The organism is Pseudomonas sp. JR33AA, assembly GCF_021378985.1.
Taxonomy (GTDB): Bacteria; Pseudomonadota; Gammaproteobacteria; order Pseudomonadales; family Pseudomonadaceae; genus Aquipseudomonas; species Aquipseudomonas alloputida.
In genome coordinates, this window is record NZ_JAJSAW010000028.1 from 15,626 (window position 1) to 31,819 (window position 16,194).

A 16,194-nucleotide genomic window follows, 5' to 3' on the forward strand; every position below is an offset into this window, starting at 1 on the left:
CTTAAAAACCAAGGCTGGACAGCAGATCATCGACATCGTCCTGACCGGACACGACGTCTTCACGCTTATCGGCATGAATCTGCGGACCTTCACCCCGAGTCGGATGTTTTTCTCGATCTTTTTCTGCACGCAATTGATCGTGATCATGGTTTATACCGGCAAAGCGGTCGACCTGGCTGGCCATCAGTACCAGCTTGAGCAGGTTGCTTTCCACCTCGGTCACCAGTGCGGTGACGCGTTTGATCACCTGGCCGGTCAGGTCCTGATAGTCCTGGGCCAGCAAAATGTCATTGAGGTGCCCGGACACCTTGCGGTTACCCTCGGCGCTGTGCGTCAGGAAACTGTCGACTCGCTTGACCAGATCACGAAATTCCGGCGCAGCCACTTCGCGGCGCATGAAGCGCTGCCAATCGGTGCTCAGGGCCTTGGCCTCGCTGGCCAGCTCATTGAGCACCGGCGTGCTTTCCTCGACCAGGTCCATGGTGCGGTTGGCCGCGCCCTCGGTGAGCTTGACCACATACGACAGGCGCTCGGTGGCGTCGGTAATCTGCGACACCTCTTCTGCCTGCGGCATGGTGGGGTCGATCTGGAAACTGACGATGGCACTGTGCAGTTCGCGAGTCAGCTTGCCGACTTCCTGATACAGGCCGCGGTCGCGGGTCTGGTTCAGTTCGTGAATCAACTGCACCGCCTCGCCGAAACGGCCCCGCTCCAGGCTTTCGACCAACTCCTGGGCATGCTTCTTCAGGGTCGACTCGAACTCGCCCAAAGACGTTTGTGATGAATCCATGACGCGTCCCCCCTGACGTGACTCAGCCGTTGACGCGTTCGAAGATCTTCTCGATCTTCTCTTTGAGCACCTGAGCGGTGAACGGCTTGACCACGTAACCATTGACCCCGGCCTGTGCCGCTTCAATGATCTGGTCGCGCTTGGCTTCGGCGGTCACCATTAATACCGGCATGCTTTTCAGCTTGTCGCTGGCCCGCACTTTACGCAGCAGGTCGATGCCGGACATGCCCGGCATGTTCCAGTCGGTCACCAGGAAGTCGTAGTGACCGTTTTCCAGCATCGGCAACGCCGTGGTGCCGTCATCGGCTTCGTCGGTGTTGGTGAAACCCAGGTCACGCAATAGGTTCTTGATGATCCGCCGCATCGTCGAAAAGTCGTCAACGATGAGGATTTTCATGTTCTTGTCCAATTAGACCTCCAAGCAGTCTCAAACGCGCTCGGCCTACCGAGCACGCACTCATTCAATTCGGTACAACGTGGAAAACGACTGCAACGACAGTGGGCTCAACGTGCCCGCCATTCCCCCAGGCGGCTGCGCAGGCGCGCGGCACACTGGCTGTGCAACTGGCTGACCCGCGACTCGCTGACACCCAGTACCTCACCGATTTCCTTGAGGTTCAGCTCTTCGTCGTAGTACAGCGCCAGCACCAGGCGCTCACGCTCCGGCAGGTTGGCGATAGCCTCGGTCAGGGCAGCCTGGAAGCGCTCCTCCTCCAGGCCGCGTGCAGGTTCGACCTGGCCACTGGCGCCATCCTCATGCAGCCCTTCGTGCTCGCCGTCCTGCAACAGGTCGTCGAAGCTGAACAGGCGGCTGCCCAGGGTATCGTTCAAGATCCCGTAGTAATCATCGAGACTCAATTGGAGTTCGGCAGCAACTTCATGATCTTTAGCGTCACGGCCTGTTCTGGCTTCAACCGCACGCATGGCATCACTGACCATACGGGTGTTGCGGTGTACCGAACGCGGCGCCCAATCGCCTTTGCGCACTTCGTCCAGCATGGCCCCGCGAATGCGGATGCCGGCGTAGGTCTCGAAGCTGGCGCCCTTGCTGGCGTCGTATTTGTTGGCCACTTCCAGCAGGCCGATCATGCCGGCCTGGATCAGGTCCTCGACTTGCACGTTGGCCGGCAAACGCGCCAACAGGTGGTAGGCGATGCGCTTGACCAACGGGGCGTAGCGTTCGATCAGCTCGTACTGGGCGTCCTTCGCCGCCCGGCTGTACATCTTGAAGCCGCTGGCGTTCATAGTACGGGTCCCGCGCTGGTGGGTTGCACCAAGCGCTCGACGAAGAACTCCAGGTGGCCGCGCGGATTGGCCGGCAGCGGCCAGCTGTCGACCTTCTGGGCAATCGCCTTGAAGGCCAGCGCACACTTGGAGCGAGGGAAGGCTTCATAGACAGCACGCTGCTTCTGCACCGCCTTGCGCACGCACTCGTCGTACGGCACGGCACCCACGTACTGCAGGGCAACGTCAAGGAAGCGGTCGGTGACCTTGGTCAGCTTGGCAAACAGGTTGCGCCCTTCCTGCGGGCTCTGCGCCATGTTGGCCAACACACGGAAACGGTTCATGCCATAGTCGCGATTGAGCAGCTTGATCAACGCGTACGCATCGGTAATCGAGGTAGGCTCATCACACACCACCAGCAGCACTTCCTGGGCGGCGCGAACGAAGCTGACCACCGAGTCACCGATACCCGCAGCGGTATCGATCACCAACACATCGAGGTTGTCGCCGATCTCGCTGAACGCCTGGATCAGCCCGGCATGCTGGGCCGGGGCCAGATGCACCATGCTCTGGGTGCCCGAGGCTGCCGGTACGATGCGCACACCGCCGGGGCCCTGCAGCATCACATCACGCAGCTCGCAACGCCCTTCAATCACATCGGCGAGGGTACGTTTTGGGGTAAGGCCCAGCAACACGTCGACATTGGCCAGGCCCAGGTCGGCGTCCAGCAGCATGACCCTGCGGCCAAGCTCGGCCAGCGCCAGGGACAAGTTCACTGAAACGTTAGTCTTGCCGACGCCACCTTTGCCACCGGTCACGGCGATCACCTGTACGGGATGCATGCTACCCATGTCTGTTCATTACCTTGTCTCGCTGGGACTCAGGCCACACGTAGGGCAATTCTGCGTGCCCCTTGGCATAGCTACTTTGCACACGCTTCATGGTCAACCCGCTCGCCGTGGGTTGTGATAGAGATCAGCGAACATGTCGGCCATGGCCTCTTCGCTAGGCTCATCCTGCTGCTGCACATTCACCGCCCGCGTGACCAACTGGTGGCCCCGCGGCAGGTGCAGGTCGTCAGGAATGCGTGGGCCATCGGTAAGATAGGCCACTGGCAGTTCATGACTGATGGCAAGGCTCAACACATCGCCAAGGCTTGCCGTTTCATCGAGTTTGGTCAGGATGCAGCCGGCCAGGCCACAGCGCTTGTAGCTGTGGTAGGCGGCGGTCAGCACCTGCTTCTGGCTGGTGGTGGCCAGCACCAGGTAGTTCTTCGCGGCAATGCCACGCCCGGCCAAGGTTTCCAGTTGCATGCGCAGCGCAGGGTCGCTGGCCTGCAGGCCGGCAGTGTCGATCAGCACCACGCGCTTGCGCAGCAGCGGCTCCAGCGCGGCAGCCAGCGACTGGCCCGGGTCGACGTAAGTCACCGGCACGTTGAGGATGCGGCCCAGGGTCTTGAGCTGCTCCTGGGCGCCGATGCGGAAGCTGTCCATGCTCACCAGCGCCAGGTTCTGCGCGCCGTACTTGAGCACGTAGCGCGCGGCCAGTTTGGCCAGGGTGGTTGTCTTGCCCATGCCCGCCGGGCCGACCATGGCGATCACCCCGCCCTCTTCGATCGGCTCGATTTCAGGTACTTCGATCATCCGTGCCAGGTGAGCCAGCAGCATGCGCCAGGCCTGGCGCGGCTCCTCGATCTCGGCGGTCAGGTCCAGCAGCTCGCGGGCGATCGGCCCGGACAAGCCGATGCGCTGCAGGCGGCGCCAAAGGTTGGCCTGCTGCGGCTTGCTGCCCTGCAGCTGATTCCAGGCCAGCGAACCGAGCTGCACTTCCAGCAGCTCGCGCAGGCCCGACAGCTCAGAGCGCATGGCATCGAACAGGCGCGGGTCAACCGGCGCAGCAGCGGGTGCCGCGGCGGCCTCAGGAGCATCGACGTGCGGCTCGATCAACGGTTCGGCAGCGGTCAAAGATTGCCCGGCAAACAATTGGCGGTTGTTGTCGCTGCTGTCCTGACGCTGGTCCAGCTCGGCCTGGGCAGTGGCAATGCGCGTATGGGTCTTGCGCAGCTCTTCTTCCAGCTCGGCGTTGGGCACACGCGGGGCCAGGGCGGACAGCTTGTAGTCCAGCGCGGCCGTCAGTTCGACACCGCCGGCAATGCGGCGGTTGCCAATGATCGCGGCATCGGCGCCCAGCTCGTCACGGACCAGCTTCATGGCCTGACGCATATCGGCGGCGAAAAATCGCTTAACTTGCATTATCCACTACCTCAGCCGTTAGGGCCCACGGTGGCAACGATGGTGACTTGCTTGTTGTCAGGTATTTCCTGATACGCCAGAACATGCAAATTCGGTACAGCCAGGCGACCGAAACGCGACAACATGGCGCGGATCGGGCCGGCGACCAGCAGGATGGCCGGCTGACCCTGCATTTCCTGGCGCTGGGCCGCCTCGATCAGCGAACGTTGCAGCTTCTCGGCCATGCTAGGTTCCAGAAGAACACCATCTTCCTGACCCTGCCCGGCCCTTTGCAGACTATTGAGCAAAATCTGTTCCAACCTTGGCTCCAGGGTAATCACTGGCAGCTCCGACTCAACGCCGACAATGCTTTGCACGATGGCGCGACACAATCCGACGCGCACCACCGCCACCAGTGCGGCGGTATCTTGACTCTTGCCGGCGTTGTTCGCGATGGCCTCGGCAATACTGCGAATATCGCGCACTGGCACCTGTTCAGACAACAGCGCTTGCAGCACCTTGAGCAGCCCCGACAAGGAAATGACACCCGGCACCAGCTCTTCTGCAAGTTTAGGCGATGCCTTGGCAAGTACCTGCAGCAGTTGCTGAACCTCTTCGTGACCGATCAGCTCGTGGCAATGTTTCTGCAGGATCTGGTTGAGGTGAGTGGCCACCACGGTGCTGGCATCGACCACGGTGTAACCCAGCGACTGCGCCTGTGAGCGCTGGCCGACGTCGATCCACACCGCCTCCAGGCCAAACGCCGGGTCGCGCGCGGCAATACCGTTGAGGGTGCCGAACACCTGCCCAGGGTTGATCGCCAGTTCGCGGTCCGGATAGATCTCCGCCTCGGCCAGGATCACCCCCATCAGGGTCAGGCGATAGGCGCTGGGTTGCAGGTCGAGGTTGTCACGGATGTGCACGGTGGGCATGAGAAAGCCCAGGTCCTGCGACAGCTTCTTGCGCACGCCCTTGATCCGCGCCAACAGCTGGCCGCCCTGGTTGCGGTCGACCAGCGGGATCAGCCGATAGCCGACCTCCAGCCCGATCATGTCGATGGGGGTGACGTCGTCCCAACCCAGCTCCTTGGTTTCCAGCGCGCGCTGTGGCGAGGGCAGCAGGTCCTGCTGACGCTGTGCCTCTTGCTGGGCCTTGACCTTGGCCTGTTGCTGCTTCTTCCACACCAGGTATGCGCCGCCGGCAGCCATCAGGCCGAGGCTGAGGAAGGCAATGTGCGGCATACCCGGCACCAGGCCCATGACGATCATCAGCCCCGCCGACACCCCCAGCGCCTTGGGCGAATCGAACATCTGCCGGTTGATCAGCTTGCCCATGTCCTCAGAGCCTGAAGCACGGGTGACCATGATTGCGGCGGCGGTGGACAGCAGCAGTGATGGCAATTGCGCCACCAAACCGTCACCGATGGTCAGCAGGGCATAGACCTTGCCGGCCTCGCTGAACGACATATTGTGCTGCAGCATGCCGATGAGCATGCCACCGATCAGGTTGATGAACAGGATCAGCAAGCCGGCGATGGCGTCGCCGCGCACGAACTTGCTGGCACCGTCCATCGAACCGTAGAACTCGGCCTCCTGCGCCACCTCGGCACGGCGGTGCTTGGCCTGGGCCTGGTCGATCAGGCCGGCATTGAGGTCGGCGTCGATGGCCATCTGCTTGCCGGGCATGGCGTCGAGGGTGAAACGCGCACTCACTTCCGAGATACGCCCGGCACCCTTGGTCACCACCACGAAGTTGATGATCATGAGAATGGCGAACACCACGGCACCGACCACGTAGTTACCGCCGATCACCACCTCACCGAAGGCCTGGATCACTTTACCGGCAGCGCCGTGACCCTCCTGGCCATGCAGCATGACCACACGGGTGGACGCCACGTTCAGGGCCAGGCGCAACAACGTGGCCACCAGCAGGATGGTGGGGAACGCGGCAAAGTCGAGCGGGCGCAGGGCGTAGACACAGACCAGCAGCACCACGATCGACAGGGCGATGTTGAAGGTGAAGAACACGTCGAGCAGGAACGGCGGTATCGGCAACATCATCATTGCCAACATCACCAGCAGCAACAGCGGCACACCCAGGTTGCCCCGGCCGAGCCCGGCCAGGTTGTTGCGGGCGTTGCTGATTAACTGAGTGCGATCCACCGCGAGTCCTCTTGATGCAAAACTTTGACGCCCAGGGGGCGCCTGGGCGTGGCTTTGCAAGAAGCCTTCCAACTTTGTGATCTGCTGTGAATCGGGGTGTTCGCCTTGAGGTTTTTGTCGCCTGTGAGATCGAGCGCCGCGCGGGCGGCGCTCGATCTCACGGGCAACGCAAACCTATCGCCGAACAGATCAACTGTCACGCCGCAAATCCGGCGGGATCGGCAGGTCGTCCTTCAGCGGCTCTGGGCGCTTGCCCTTGCCGGCGCGGTACTGGCGGATCTGGAACACATAGGCCAACACCTGGGCCACCGCCAGGTACAAGCCAGCAGGGATCTCCTGCTCAAGTTCGGTGGAGTAATAAATCGCCCGCGCCAGCGCCGGCGATTCGAGGATCTGGATGTTGTGCTCCACACCAATTTCACGAATCTTCAACGCCATGAAATCGCTACCCTTGGCCAGCAGCAACGGCGCCGCACCGCCTTTCTCCGGGTCGTATTGCAAAGCCACCGCATAATGCGTCGGGTTGGTGATGATCACGTCTGCATCAGGCACCGCCGCCATCATGCGCCGCTGCGACACCTCGCGCTGCAGTTGGCGAATACGTTGCTTGACTTCAGGCTTGCCCTCGCTGTCCTTGTACTCGTCGCGCACTTCCTGCTTGGTCATCTTCATTTTCTTGTGCGTCTGGTACAGCTGGAACGGCACATCTGCCGCGGCAATCAGCAACAGCCCGGCTGACATCCACAAGGCACTCCAGCCCACCACCTGCAAGCTATGGATGATCGCCTGCTCCAGCGGCTCATTGGCAATCGACAGCAAGGCCTGGCGGTCGCCGGAGAGCACCACCACCGCCACCACCAGAATCACGAAGAACTTGGCCAGCGCCTTGAGCAATTCGGTCAAGGCATGCATCGAGAACATGCGCTTGATCCCCGACAGCGGGTTCATGCGGCTGAATTTTGGCTGCAGCAAGCTGCCCGAGAACAAGAAGCCGCTAAGCGCGATGGGCGCCACGAAGGAAACCACGAACAGCAGGATCAGCACCGGCTGCACCGCCCAGATGGCCATCTTGCCCGAGGCCAGCAGGAAGGCCCCCATCGCCCGCTCGTCAACGATGATGTCGCGGGTCAGGCTGAAGTTCATGCGCATCAACGCCAGCAATGTTTCGGCCAAGTGACCACCGAATGCCAGCAGGCCACCGGCGCCCGCCAGGGTCACCGCCACCGTGTTCAACTCCTTGGAGCGCGCGACCTCGCCCTTCTCGCGGGCGTCGCGCTTGCGCTTTTCGGTGGGGTCTTCTGTCTTGTCCTGACCGCTCTCGCTTTCTGCCATGTTCAGCGCGCCCTCGCCAGCTCACGCAGCCACTGCAGCGTTTCACTGGCCAATGCCTGATAGTGAGACAGCACATCGGCCAGGCCGACCCAGAAGACGAACATGCCCATGACCAAGGTCAGCGGGAAGCCGATGGAGAAAATGTTCAACTGTGGCGCTGCGCGGGTCATTACGCCAAAGGCAATGTTCACCACCAGCAGCGCGGCAATCACCGGCAGAATCAACAGCAGGCCGGCTCCGAACACCCACCCCATGCGCCCGGCCAGCTCCCAGAAGTGGTTGACCACCAGCGCACTCCCCACCGGCAAGGTGGTAAAACTTTCAGTCAGCACCTCGAACACCACCAGGTGGCCGTTCATCAACAGGAACAACACACTCACCAGCATGGTCATGAACTGGCTGATTACAGTGACGTTGACACCGTTGGCAGGGTCAACCATCGAGGCGAAGGCCATGCCCATCTGCACCGCAACAATCTGCCCGGCAATCACGAAAGCCTGGAACAACAACTGCAAGGCCAGGCCAAACAGCGCGCCAACGATGATCTGCTCGGCGCACAGCAGCAAACCGCGCAGGCTCAGCGGGTCGAATTCAGGCAGCGGTGGCAATGCAGGCACGATTACCACGGTAATCGCCACTGCCACGTACAGCCGCACCCGTGCCGGCAACATGCGGGTACCGAAAATCGGCATGGTCATCAGCACCGCCGTTACCCTGAACAACGGCAGGATGAAGGTGGCGACCCAGGTGCCGATCTGTGTGTCGGTCAGTTCCAGCATCGCCGCATCAACCTATGAGCTGCGGGATGTTGGTGTAGAGCGTGGTGATGTACTCCATGAATTTCTGTACCAGCCACGGCCCGGCGACGATCAGCGTGATCAGCATCACCAGCAGGCGCGGCAGAAAACTCAAGGTCTGCTCGTTGATCTGTGTGGCCGCCTGGAACATCGCCACCACCAGGCCCACCAACAGGCTCGGCACCACCAGCACGGCAACCATCAAGGTTGTCAGCCACAGGGCATCACGGAACAGGTCGACAGCAACTTCAGGTGTCATCGGCGGCTCTCCTTGACGGCGTCAGACGCCGCCGAAACTGCTGGCCAGGGTACCCATGATCAGCGCCCAGCCATCCACCAGCACGAACAGCATGATCTTGAACGGCAGCGAGATGATCAGCGGCGACAGCATCATCATACCCATGGCCATCAGCACACTGGCCACCACCATGTCGATGATCAGGAACGGGATGAAGATCATGAAGCCGATCTGGAACGCGGTCTTGAGCTCCGAAGTGACGAATGCCGGCACCAGGATCGTCAGCGGCACCTGGTCGGGGCCGGCGATGTCGGTGCGCTTGGACAGGCGCATGAACAAGTCGAGGTCGCTCTGCCGAGTTTGCGCCAGCATGAAATCCTTGAGCGGGCCCTGGGCTTTGTCGATCGCCTGCTGGGCAGTCATCTGCTCCTTCAGGTAAGGCTGCAGCGCGTCCTGGTTCACCCGATCGAACACCGGCGCCATGATGAACATGGTCAGGAACAGCGCCATGCCGGTCAACAGTTGGTTGGACGGCGTTTGCTGCAGGCCCAGAGCCTGGCGCAAAATCGAAAACACGATGATGATACGGGTAAAGCTGGTCATCAGGATGACGAACGCCGGGATGAAGCTCAGCGCAGTCATGATCAGCAGGATTTGCAGGCTGACCGAATATTCCTGCTGCCCGTCCGGGGTGTTGGACAGGGTGATGGCCGGGATCGACAGCGGGTCGGCGGCCAGGGCCAGCGGCGCAGCCAGCAGCAGCGCCAGAGTCAACAACGTACGCAGCGCGCCGCTCATCACTTGTTGTCCTTAGGGTCCTTGCCCATCAGCTCCATCAGCCGCTGGGCAAACTCCGGCGTCGCCTGACGGACGCTTGCCGGTACTTCCACGGGTTCGGCCAGTACGTGCAGGGCCTCGATGGTGCCTGGGGTATGGCCTATCAGGATCTGCTCCTTGCCCACCTGCACCAGCAGCAGCCGGTCACGCTGGCCGATGGCGCGGCTGCCGACAATCTCGATCACCTGCCCACCCTTCACAGCGGTGCTCTGCAGGCGCCGCAGCAGCCAGGCCAGGAAGAAGATCAGGCCCACCACCAGCAGCAGGCCCAAGACCATCTGCGCGAGCTGCCCGCCAAGACTGCCAGGTTGAGCCGCCGGGGTGGCCGCTGGCGTGGCCGCGGCCAGGCAGGCGTGGCTGGCAAACAGCACCGCTGCCGCGGCGATGGCGCGCATCGTGCCCTTCACTCAGCGCAGCTTCTTGATACGTTCGCTGGGGCTGATCACGTCGGTCAGGCGGATGCCGAACTTTTCGTTGACCACCACGACTTCGCCATGGGCGATCAAGGTGCCGTTTACCAGCACGTCGAGCGGCTCGCCGGCCAGGCGATCGAGCTCGATCACCGAGCCCTGGTTGAGCTGCAACAGGTTGCGGATGTTGATCTCGGTGCTGCCCACCTCCATGGAAATGTTCACCGGGATATCCAGGATCACGTCCAGGTTAGGGCCTTCGAGGCTGACATTTTCGTTCGGCTTCGGCGAGCTGGCGAACTCTTCCATCGGCAGGCGGCCCGGGCCGCTGCTGCCGGTGTCCCCGCCCAGCAGTGCGTCAATGTCGGCCTGGCCGGCAGAACCGGTTTCTTCCAACGCTGCGGCCCACTCATCGGCCAGTGCCTGGTCCTCTGGGGAGGTGATCTCGTTTTCGTTAGCCATGATTTCCTCGACAGGCATTCAATTCGTTGTAAGCGACCGGCACACCGTCAGCGGCGTTCGATCGGGTCGATGATCTGCAGGGCCAGGTTGCCCTTGTGCGAGCCCAGCCGCGCCTTGAACGCGGGCACCCCGTTAGCGCGCAGCACCAGGTGCTCGGGCAGCTCCACCGGGATCACGTCACCCGGCTGCATGTGCAGGATGTCGCGCAGCTTTAGCTGGCGTCGGGCGACCGTGGCGGTCATTGGCACGGCCACGTCCAGCACGTCCTCGCGCAGGGCCTTGACCCAGCGCTCGTCCTGGTCGTCCAGGTCCGACTGGAAGCCGGCATCGAGCATTTCCCGCACCGGCTCGATCATCGAGTACGGCATGGTCACGTGCAGATCGCCGCCGCCGCCGTCCAGTTCGATGTGGAAGGTGGACACCACCACCGCTTCGCTGGGGCCGACAATGTTGGCCATGGCCGGGTTGACCTCGGAGTTCATGTACTCGAAGCTGACCGGCATGATCGCCTGCCAGGCCTCCTTGAGGTCGACGAAACACTGGTCCAGCACCATGCGCACCACACGCAGTTCGGTCGGGGTGAACTCACGCCCTTCGATCTTGGCGTGGCGGCCATCGCCGCCAAAAAAGTTGTCCACCAGCTTGAACACCAGCTTGGCGTCGAGGATGAACAGCGAGGTGCCGCGCAGCGGCTTGATCTTGACCAGGTTGAGGCTGGTGGGCACGTACAGCGAGTGCACATATTCGCCGAACTTCATGACCTGCACGCCACCCACGGCCACGTCTGCGGAGCGGCGTAGCAGGTTGAACATGCTGATACGGGTGTAGCGGGCGAAGCGCTCGTTGATCATTTCCAGGGTCGGCATGCGACCCCGCACGATACGGTCCTGACTGGTCAGGTCGTAGCTTTTGATACTGCCAGGCTCGGATGCACTCTCGGTCTGCACCAGCCCGTCGTCGACACCGTGCAACAGGGCGTCGATTTCATCCTGGGACAGCAGGTCCTGTACGGCCATTGCGGACTCCTACTGCAATACGAAATTGGTGAACAGCAACTGGTCGATGACCGGCTTGCCGACTTCCTTCTGCGCCACTTCCTGGACCACTGCGGTGGCCTTCTGACGCAGCATCTCCTGCCCTACCGGGCTGCTGGCGAGGGTGTCGAACCCTTGCCCGGAGAACATCATCACCAGGTTGTTGCGAATCACCGGCATGTGCACCTTTAGGGCATCCAGGTCGGCCTGGTTACGCGCCTGCAGGGTGATGCTCAGCTGCATGTAGCGCTGGCGGCCGTTCTGGTTGAAGTTGACTACGAAGGCCGGTGTCAGCGCCTCGTAGATCGCCGCAGGCTTGACGTTACTGGCCGCGGCCTCGGCGGCCGGCGCGGGCTCGCCCTTGTGCATGATGAACCAGGTAGCGCCCACCGAAAGGCCGATCGCCAGCAACAGGCCTACGACGGCCAGCAGGATCAGCTTGAGTTTGCCTTTAGTGGCGGGGTCTTTGACTGCTTCGCTCTTCGCCATGCCAATAATCCGTCGTCCATCGGGGGTTCAAGGGAGGATGGCTTGGCTTGAGCAAGTGTTATGCCAGAATTCGGCTTGAGGGATTTTACGTCTGTGAGATCGAGCGCCGCCCGCGCGGCGCTCGATCTCACTGGCTCCCCAAAAACAAAGCCATGCACCAGACATCAGGCGTAGTAATCGACCGCACTGTCGCCGACAACCACCTGCTGCTCCAAAGGCCGGGCGCTATCCACTGCCTCAACACCACCCTGCTCGGCCCGGCGCGCTGCCACCCCGGAAAGGCTGCTGCCCTGCGCCTGCCCCTGCTGTTGTTGCTGCCCACGCGACTGGTCAGCCACGTTGACATCCGGCTGCGCCAACCCCTGCTGGGCAAACAGTTCGCGCAGGCGGTGCACCTGGCTGTCGAGGGCATCACGCACGCCGGCGTGGCCGCTGATGAAGGTGACCTGGGTGGCCTGGTCCGCCGCCACATTGACGCGAATGTCGAGGCGACCGAGCTCTGCCGGCTCCAACTGGATATCAGCCGACTTGAGGTTCTGGCTGGACAGGTACATGACCCGGTTGACCAGGCCCTCGGCCCACGCATTCTGGTTCATTGGCAATGGCTGATGCAGCGGGTTCGCACTGGCCGGCATGGCGTTGGCGGTCTTGGCCGTGGCCGCCTGGGTCAGGCTGGCCAGGCGGTTGGCAAAATCATCGATGCGGGTATCGCTGCTGGCACTCTTGGTGTCTTTCAGGCCGTCCTCAAGCAAGGCGCCAAAAGCCTTGTCACCGGATTCGGCGCTTTCGCCATCGGCATTCTCGACCAGATTCGCCAAGGTATTGACGGTTGCCTGCCCTTCCTCGCCCTGAGCCTGGGTAGCATCAAGGGCATGTGCCGAGGTGCCACCCTTGGCTTGGGCACTGTGCTCCAGGGCCAGACGCAGGGTCGGCAGGTTGGCCAGGGGATCAGCATCCGGATCGAAGGCCTCCTCGGCGGACGGCTCTTCAGGCAGAGCCGCAGCAACCTGGGTTTGCGCCGTGGCCGCCTGCAACACGGGCGCCACCGCCTCGGCCTGAGCCTGGATCAGTTGCGCGCCGGGCTGGGCATCAGTGACCTGGCCGGCCACCAGGCTGGCATCACGCACGCCTGTATCGGCCTGGGCCGAATCGTCTTCTGGCAACTTGTTGCCGTCATCGGCAACTGCAGCCTTGCCAGCCGGGTCTTTCTTGCCGCCAGCTGCCGCATCAGGTTTGTCCTTGGGCTTGGCCTGAGCGACCTTGTCGTCCTGCCCGGTCACCTTGTCGCGGCCCTGCCGGGCCATCACCTGGCCAAAGGCATCACCCTTGTCGCCCAGCGCCTGCAGCGGTTTCTCCGCCTGCACGGTGGCCGAACGCGAGGTCTTGGCAATGGCATTGGCTTGCAACAAAGGGTTGGGTGCGACAGGCATCGAGCGGTCTCCGCGCCAGGAACAAAAAAATCATCGGGCAGAGACAGGCAAGACTCGCGCCAACTCGCGTATCAGCCTGCGGAAATACGTTGCTGCTCACCACGGTAAAAGTGCTGCACCACGACAAATTCCATGTCGATGCGGCTGATCAGGTCTTCAATGCCATATAACGGGGGCCGCCGCGCGCGCTCTTCGAGCTGCTGACACAGGCTGGCCAACGCGACGGCACCCATGTTGCTGCTGCTGCCCTTGAAACTGTGGGCTGCCGCGCCCAGCTCCTCGGCGCTTCTGGCCGCGTGCAACTGCCCAAGACGCCGCTCTGAGTCGTCGAGAAAAGTCTGCACCAACTGCAGGTAGCCTTCTTCCATGACCTCACGCAGGTCACTGAGTACCTTGTGGTCAATATGCATGTCAGTCACTTGTTCACTCCTTGATCAAGCCAGATTATGCCCGAGCCAACCGGTGGCTCACCATACGAACTCCACATGCGCGCAACGCCCGCCGTCACTCCAGCGCGCGTCACTGGCCAACTGCCGCACCAGATTCAAACCGCGACCGCTCAGCCTTTGATCCAGCGAAGGCCGCGCAAGCACCTGCTGCACGTCGAAGCCGGCACCGCTGTCGCGCACCTCGATCATCAGACGCCCGCCGCCGCCACGCGGTTCAACCTTGAAATCGATGCTTACAAAGCCGTCGGTCAGCGAGCCCAGCCGCCGGGCGCGCTCCTGGTAATAGTCGGTAAAGCCTTGCACGTCGCGCTTGAGCTGTGAGTCCAGGCCCAGCACACCATGCTCCAGCGCATTGGCATACAACTCGCTAAGCACGCTGTGCAAGGTGCCGGTACGTGCGCGCAGGCCATGAATTTCCTGCAACAACTGCACCAGGTAGGGCACAGGGTTGAAACGCTTAAGGCTTTCGCCACGCACCTCGAAGCTCAGCGACCAATCCAGCGGGCTGGAGCGGCCACTATCAGAGTAGATCATCGGTGCCGGCACCCGCTCCTCGGCAGTGAACATGCGAATATCGCACAAGCTGATGTCATCGCGTGGCTGGCCACCAAAACGCTCCAGGGCCAGCATCAGCTCATCGAACAACTGCACAGGGTCGCGGTTGGCGGCCAGTACCGCTCGCAGGCGCTGTACGCCAAACAGGCGTTCCTGGTCGTCGGCGGTATCGAGCACACCGTCTGACAGCAGCAACAGGCGCTCGCCCGGTGCCAGCGGCAACACTTCGGTGCTGTCATCGAAACGCTCAGCGGCCAGAATGCCCAGCGGCAGGTGCCGCGAAGTCAGTGCCGACAGCACTTGGCCATCCACCGCCAGGCGATAGCCATCAGGCATACCGCCATTCCACACCTCCACCGAGCCGCGCTGCATGCTGAGGTTGAGCAGCAGCGCACAGCAGAACATGTCCACCGGCAGGATGCGCTTGAGCTTGGCATTCATCTCGCGCAGGATCTGCGCCATGCCGTAGCCCTTGGCGGTCATGCCGTAGAACACCTCAGCCATCGGCATGGCGCCGACCGCCGCCGGCAGGCCGTGACCGGTGAAATCGCCAAGCAGCAAACGCATGTCGCCGGCCGGGGTAAATGCCGCCAGCATCAGGTCGCCATTGAACAGCGCGTAAGGCGATTGCAGGTAGCGAATATTGGGCGCAGAGAGGCAACCAGAGTGGGCCACTTTGTCGAACACCGCCTTGGCCACCCGCTGCTCGTTGAGCAGGTGATGGTGATGCCGTGTGATCTGGTCGCGCTGCTCCAGTACCGTTGCCTGCAAGCGGCGCAGGCGGTCCATGGCGCGAATCTTGGCAGCGAGGATCACCGCACTGTAGGGCTTGGCCATGAAATCATCGCCCCCCGCCTCCAGGCAACGCACCAGGCCTTGTTCTTCATTCAGCGACGTCAGGAAAATGATCGGCACCAGCGCTTCGCCAGCCAATGCCTTGATCTGCCGCGCCGCCTCGAAGCCATCCATGACTGGCATCAGGGCATCCAGCAGCACCAGCTGCGGGCGCCGTTCGAGGTACAGCGCTACCGCCTGCTCGCCGTTCTCGGCGGTGAATACCTGATGGCCCTGGCGGCGCACGATCTGCGCAAGCAAAAGGCGATCGACCGCACTGTCTTCGGCGACCAGCACGGTCAACGCCTGTTCGGCCGGCATGTCGGCGCTCAACTGATATCGAAGAGTTTTTCGAAATTGGAGATAGCGAGAATCTTGCGCACGTCGGAGCTGGCATGCACTACCCGCACATCCGACTCATCGCCGCCCGCGTGGTCGCGCAGCAACAGCAGCATGCCAAGCGCGGAGCTGTCGAGGTAGGTGGTGTCCTTCAGGTCGACGACCACCGAATCCGGCCGCCTGGACTGGCGTTCGTAGGCGTCGCGAAACTCTTGATGCTTGCCGAAATCGAAGCGCCCCTTGATCTTGATGGTCAGCTTTTTCCCGTCCTGCGAAAAATCAGTCTCGACTGCCATTCTAGCGATTCCTTCGATGATGGCGGATGCAACTGCATTAAGGTTTAGCAGGGGATGGTGGGGGTGGCAAGGTTTCACCCTGGGGCCTTGTGGCGTTCTTGAGATCGAGCGCCGCCCGCGCGGCGCATCGCGAGCAAGCTCGCTCCTACATTTGTTTCGAGCCAATGAATCCTGTGCCCATCGCGCGCGACCGTCTTGGCGCACGGCTCGATATCGAAGGGTACAATCAAGGCGGCCGCGCGCCGCCACCACAGGCGTGACTGGCCCGAGACAAATGTAGATACC

18 protein-coding genes and 1 pseudogene are annotated in these 16,194 nt (G+C 62.1%); all 19 read right to left on the reverse strand.

What is annotated here, in order from left to right:
* Position 1 precedes the first annotated feature (1 nt).
* Positions 2 to 790: a protein phosphatase CheZ gene (locus tag LVS58_RS24380; RefSeq protein WP_233693162.1), complete on the reverse strand. Its 789-nt coding sequence runs from the start codon at positions 788 to 790 to the stop codon at positions 2 to 4.
* 22 nt (positions 791 to 812) lie between these two features.
* Positions 813 to 1,187 (reverse strand): chemotaxis response regulator CheY, encoded by a 375-nt coding sequence (locus tag LVS58_RS24385; protein WP_010955070.1) that lies wholly within the window; start codon positions 1,185 to 1,187, stop codon positions 813 to 815.
* 107 nt (positions 1,188 to 1,294) lie between these two features.
* Positions 1,295 to 2,035 (reverse strand): RNA polymerase sigma factor FliA, encoded by a 741-nt coding sequence (gene fliA / locus LVS58_RS24390; protein ID WP_003254406.1) that lies wholly within the window; start codon positions 2,033 to 2,035, stop codon positions 1,295 to 1,297.
* Positions 2,032 to 2,865, reverse strand: coding sequence for a flagellar synthesis regulator FleN (gene fleN, locus LVS58_RS24395; RefSeq protein WP_003254408.1), 834 nt, complete (start codon positions 2,863 to 2,865; stop codon positions 2,032 to 2,034). The genes fliA and fleN overlap by 4 nt, the downstream gene beginning before the upstream one ends.
* Before the next feature lie 93 nt (positions 2,866 to 2,958).
* The gene (gene flhF / locus LVS58_RS24400; RefSeq protein ID WP_064614941.1) at positions 2,959 to 4,266 is read right to left on the reverse strand and encodes a flagellar biosynthesis protein FlhF; all 1,308 of its coding nucleotides are present in this window, start codon (positions 4,264 to 4,266) and stop codon (positions 2,959 to 2,961) included.
* Between the two features lie 11 nt (positions 4,267 to 4,277).
* A complete protein-coding gene (gene flhA, locus LVS58_RS24405) occupies positions 4,278 to 6,407 on the reverse strand; it encodes a flagellar biosynthesis protein FlhA (RefSeq protein WP_233693163.1) in 2,130 nt (709 codons plus the stop codon).
* 189 nt (positions 6,408 to 6,596) lie between these two features.
* Positions 6,597 to 7,739, reverse strand: coding sequence for a flagellar biosynthesis protein FlhB (gene flhB / locus LVS58_RS24410; RefSeq protein ID WP_233693164.1), 1,143 nt, complete (start codon positions 7,737 to 7,739; stop codon positions 6,597 to 6,599).
* Positions 7,740 to 7,741: 2 nt separating this feature from the next.
* Positions 7,742 to 8,518, reverse strand: coding sequence for a flagellar biosynthetic protein FliR (fliR, locus tag LVS58_RS24415; protein ID WP_233693165.1), 777 nt, complete (start codon positions 8,516 to 8,518; stop codon positions 7,742 to 7,744).
* 7 nt (positions 8,519 to 8,525) lie between these two features.
* A complete protein-coding gene (gene fliQ / locus LVS58_RS24420) occupies positions 8,526 to 8,795 on the reverse strand; it encodes a flagellar biosynthesis protein FliQ (RefSeq protein WP_012273497.1) in 270 nt (89 codons plus the stop codon).
* Between the two features lie 21 nt (positions 8,796 to 8,816).
* Positions 8,817 to 9,572: a flagellar type III secretion system pore protein FliP gene (gene fliP / locus LVS58_RS24425; protein ID WP_003254415.1), complete on the reverse strand. Its 756-nt coding sequence runs from the start codon at positions 9,570 to 9,572 to the stop codon at positions 8,817 to 8,819.
* Positions 9,572 to 10,006 (reverse strand): flagellar biosynthetic protein FliO, encoded by a 435-nt coding sequence (gene fliO / locus LVS58_RS24430; protein ID WP_233693166.1) that lies wholly within the window; start codon positions 10,004 to 10,006, stop codon positions 9,572 to 9,574. The genes fliP and fliO overlap by 1 nt, the downstream gene beginning before the upstream one ends.
* A 12-nt stretch (positions 10,007 to 10,018) precedes the next feature.
* The gene (fliN, locus tag LVS58_RS24435) at positions 10,019 to 10,483 is read right to left on the reverse strand and encodes a flagellar motor switch protein FliN (RefSeq protein WP_003254417.1); all 465 of its coding nucleotides are present in this window, start codon (positions 10,481 to 10,483) and stop codon (positions 10,019 to 10,021) included.
* A gap of 47 nt (positions 10,484 to 10,530) precedes the next feature.
* Positions 10,531 to 11,499: a flagellar motor switch protein FliM gene (gene fliM, locus LVS58_RS24440; RefSeq protein ID WP_003254418.1), complete on the reverse strand. Its 969-nt coding sequence runs from the start codon at positions 11,497 to 11,499 to the stop codon at positions 10,531 to 10,533.
* Positions 11,500 to 11,508: 9 nt separating this feature from the next.
* Positions 11,509 to 12,006, reverse strand: coding sequence for a flagellar basal body-associated protein FliL (gene fliL, locus LVS58_RS24445; RefSeq protein ID WP_233693167.1), 498 nt, complete (start codon positions 12,004 to 12,006; stop codon positions 11,509 to 11,511).
* Positions 12,007 to 12,170: 164 nt separating this feature from the next.
* The gene (locus tag LVS58_RS24450; protein WP_233693168.1) at positions 12,171 to 13,436 is read right to left on the reverse strand and encodes a flagellar hook-length control protein FliK; all 1,266 of its coding nucleotides are present in this window, start codon (positions 13,434 to 13,436) and stop codon (positions 12,171 to 12,173) included.
* Between the two features lie 71 nt (positions 13,437 to 13,507).
* Positions 13,508 to 13,855, reverse strand: coding sequence for an Hpt domain-containing protein (locus LVS58_RS24455; protein ID WP_233693169.1), 348 nt, complete (start codon positions 13,853 to 13,855; stop codon positions 13,508 to 13,510).
* Between the two features lie 48 nt (positions 13,856 to 13,903).
* Entirely contained in the window at positions 13,904 to 15,595 is a 1,692-nt protein-coding gene (locus tag LVS58_RS24460) for a fused response regulator/phosphatase (RefSeq protein ID WP_233693170.1), read from the reverse strand.
* A gap of 8 nt (positions 15,596 to 15,603) precedes the next feature.
* Positions 15,604 to 15,909, reverse strand: a complete 306-nt coding sequence (locus tag LVS58_RS24465; protein ID WP_233693171.1) for an STAS domain-containing protein — start codon at positions 15,907 to 15,909, stop codon at positions 15,604 to 15,606.
* 74 nt (positions 15,910 to 15,983) lie between these two features.
* Positions 15,984 to 16,194: pseudogene (locus LVS58_RS24470) on the reverse strand (hypothetical protein); the annotation flags it as partial.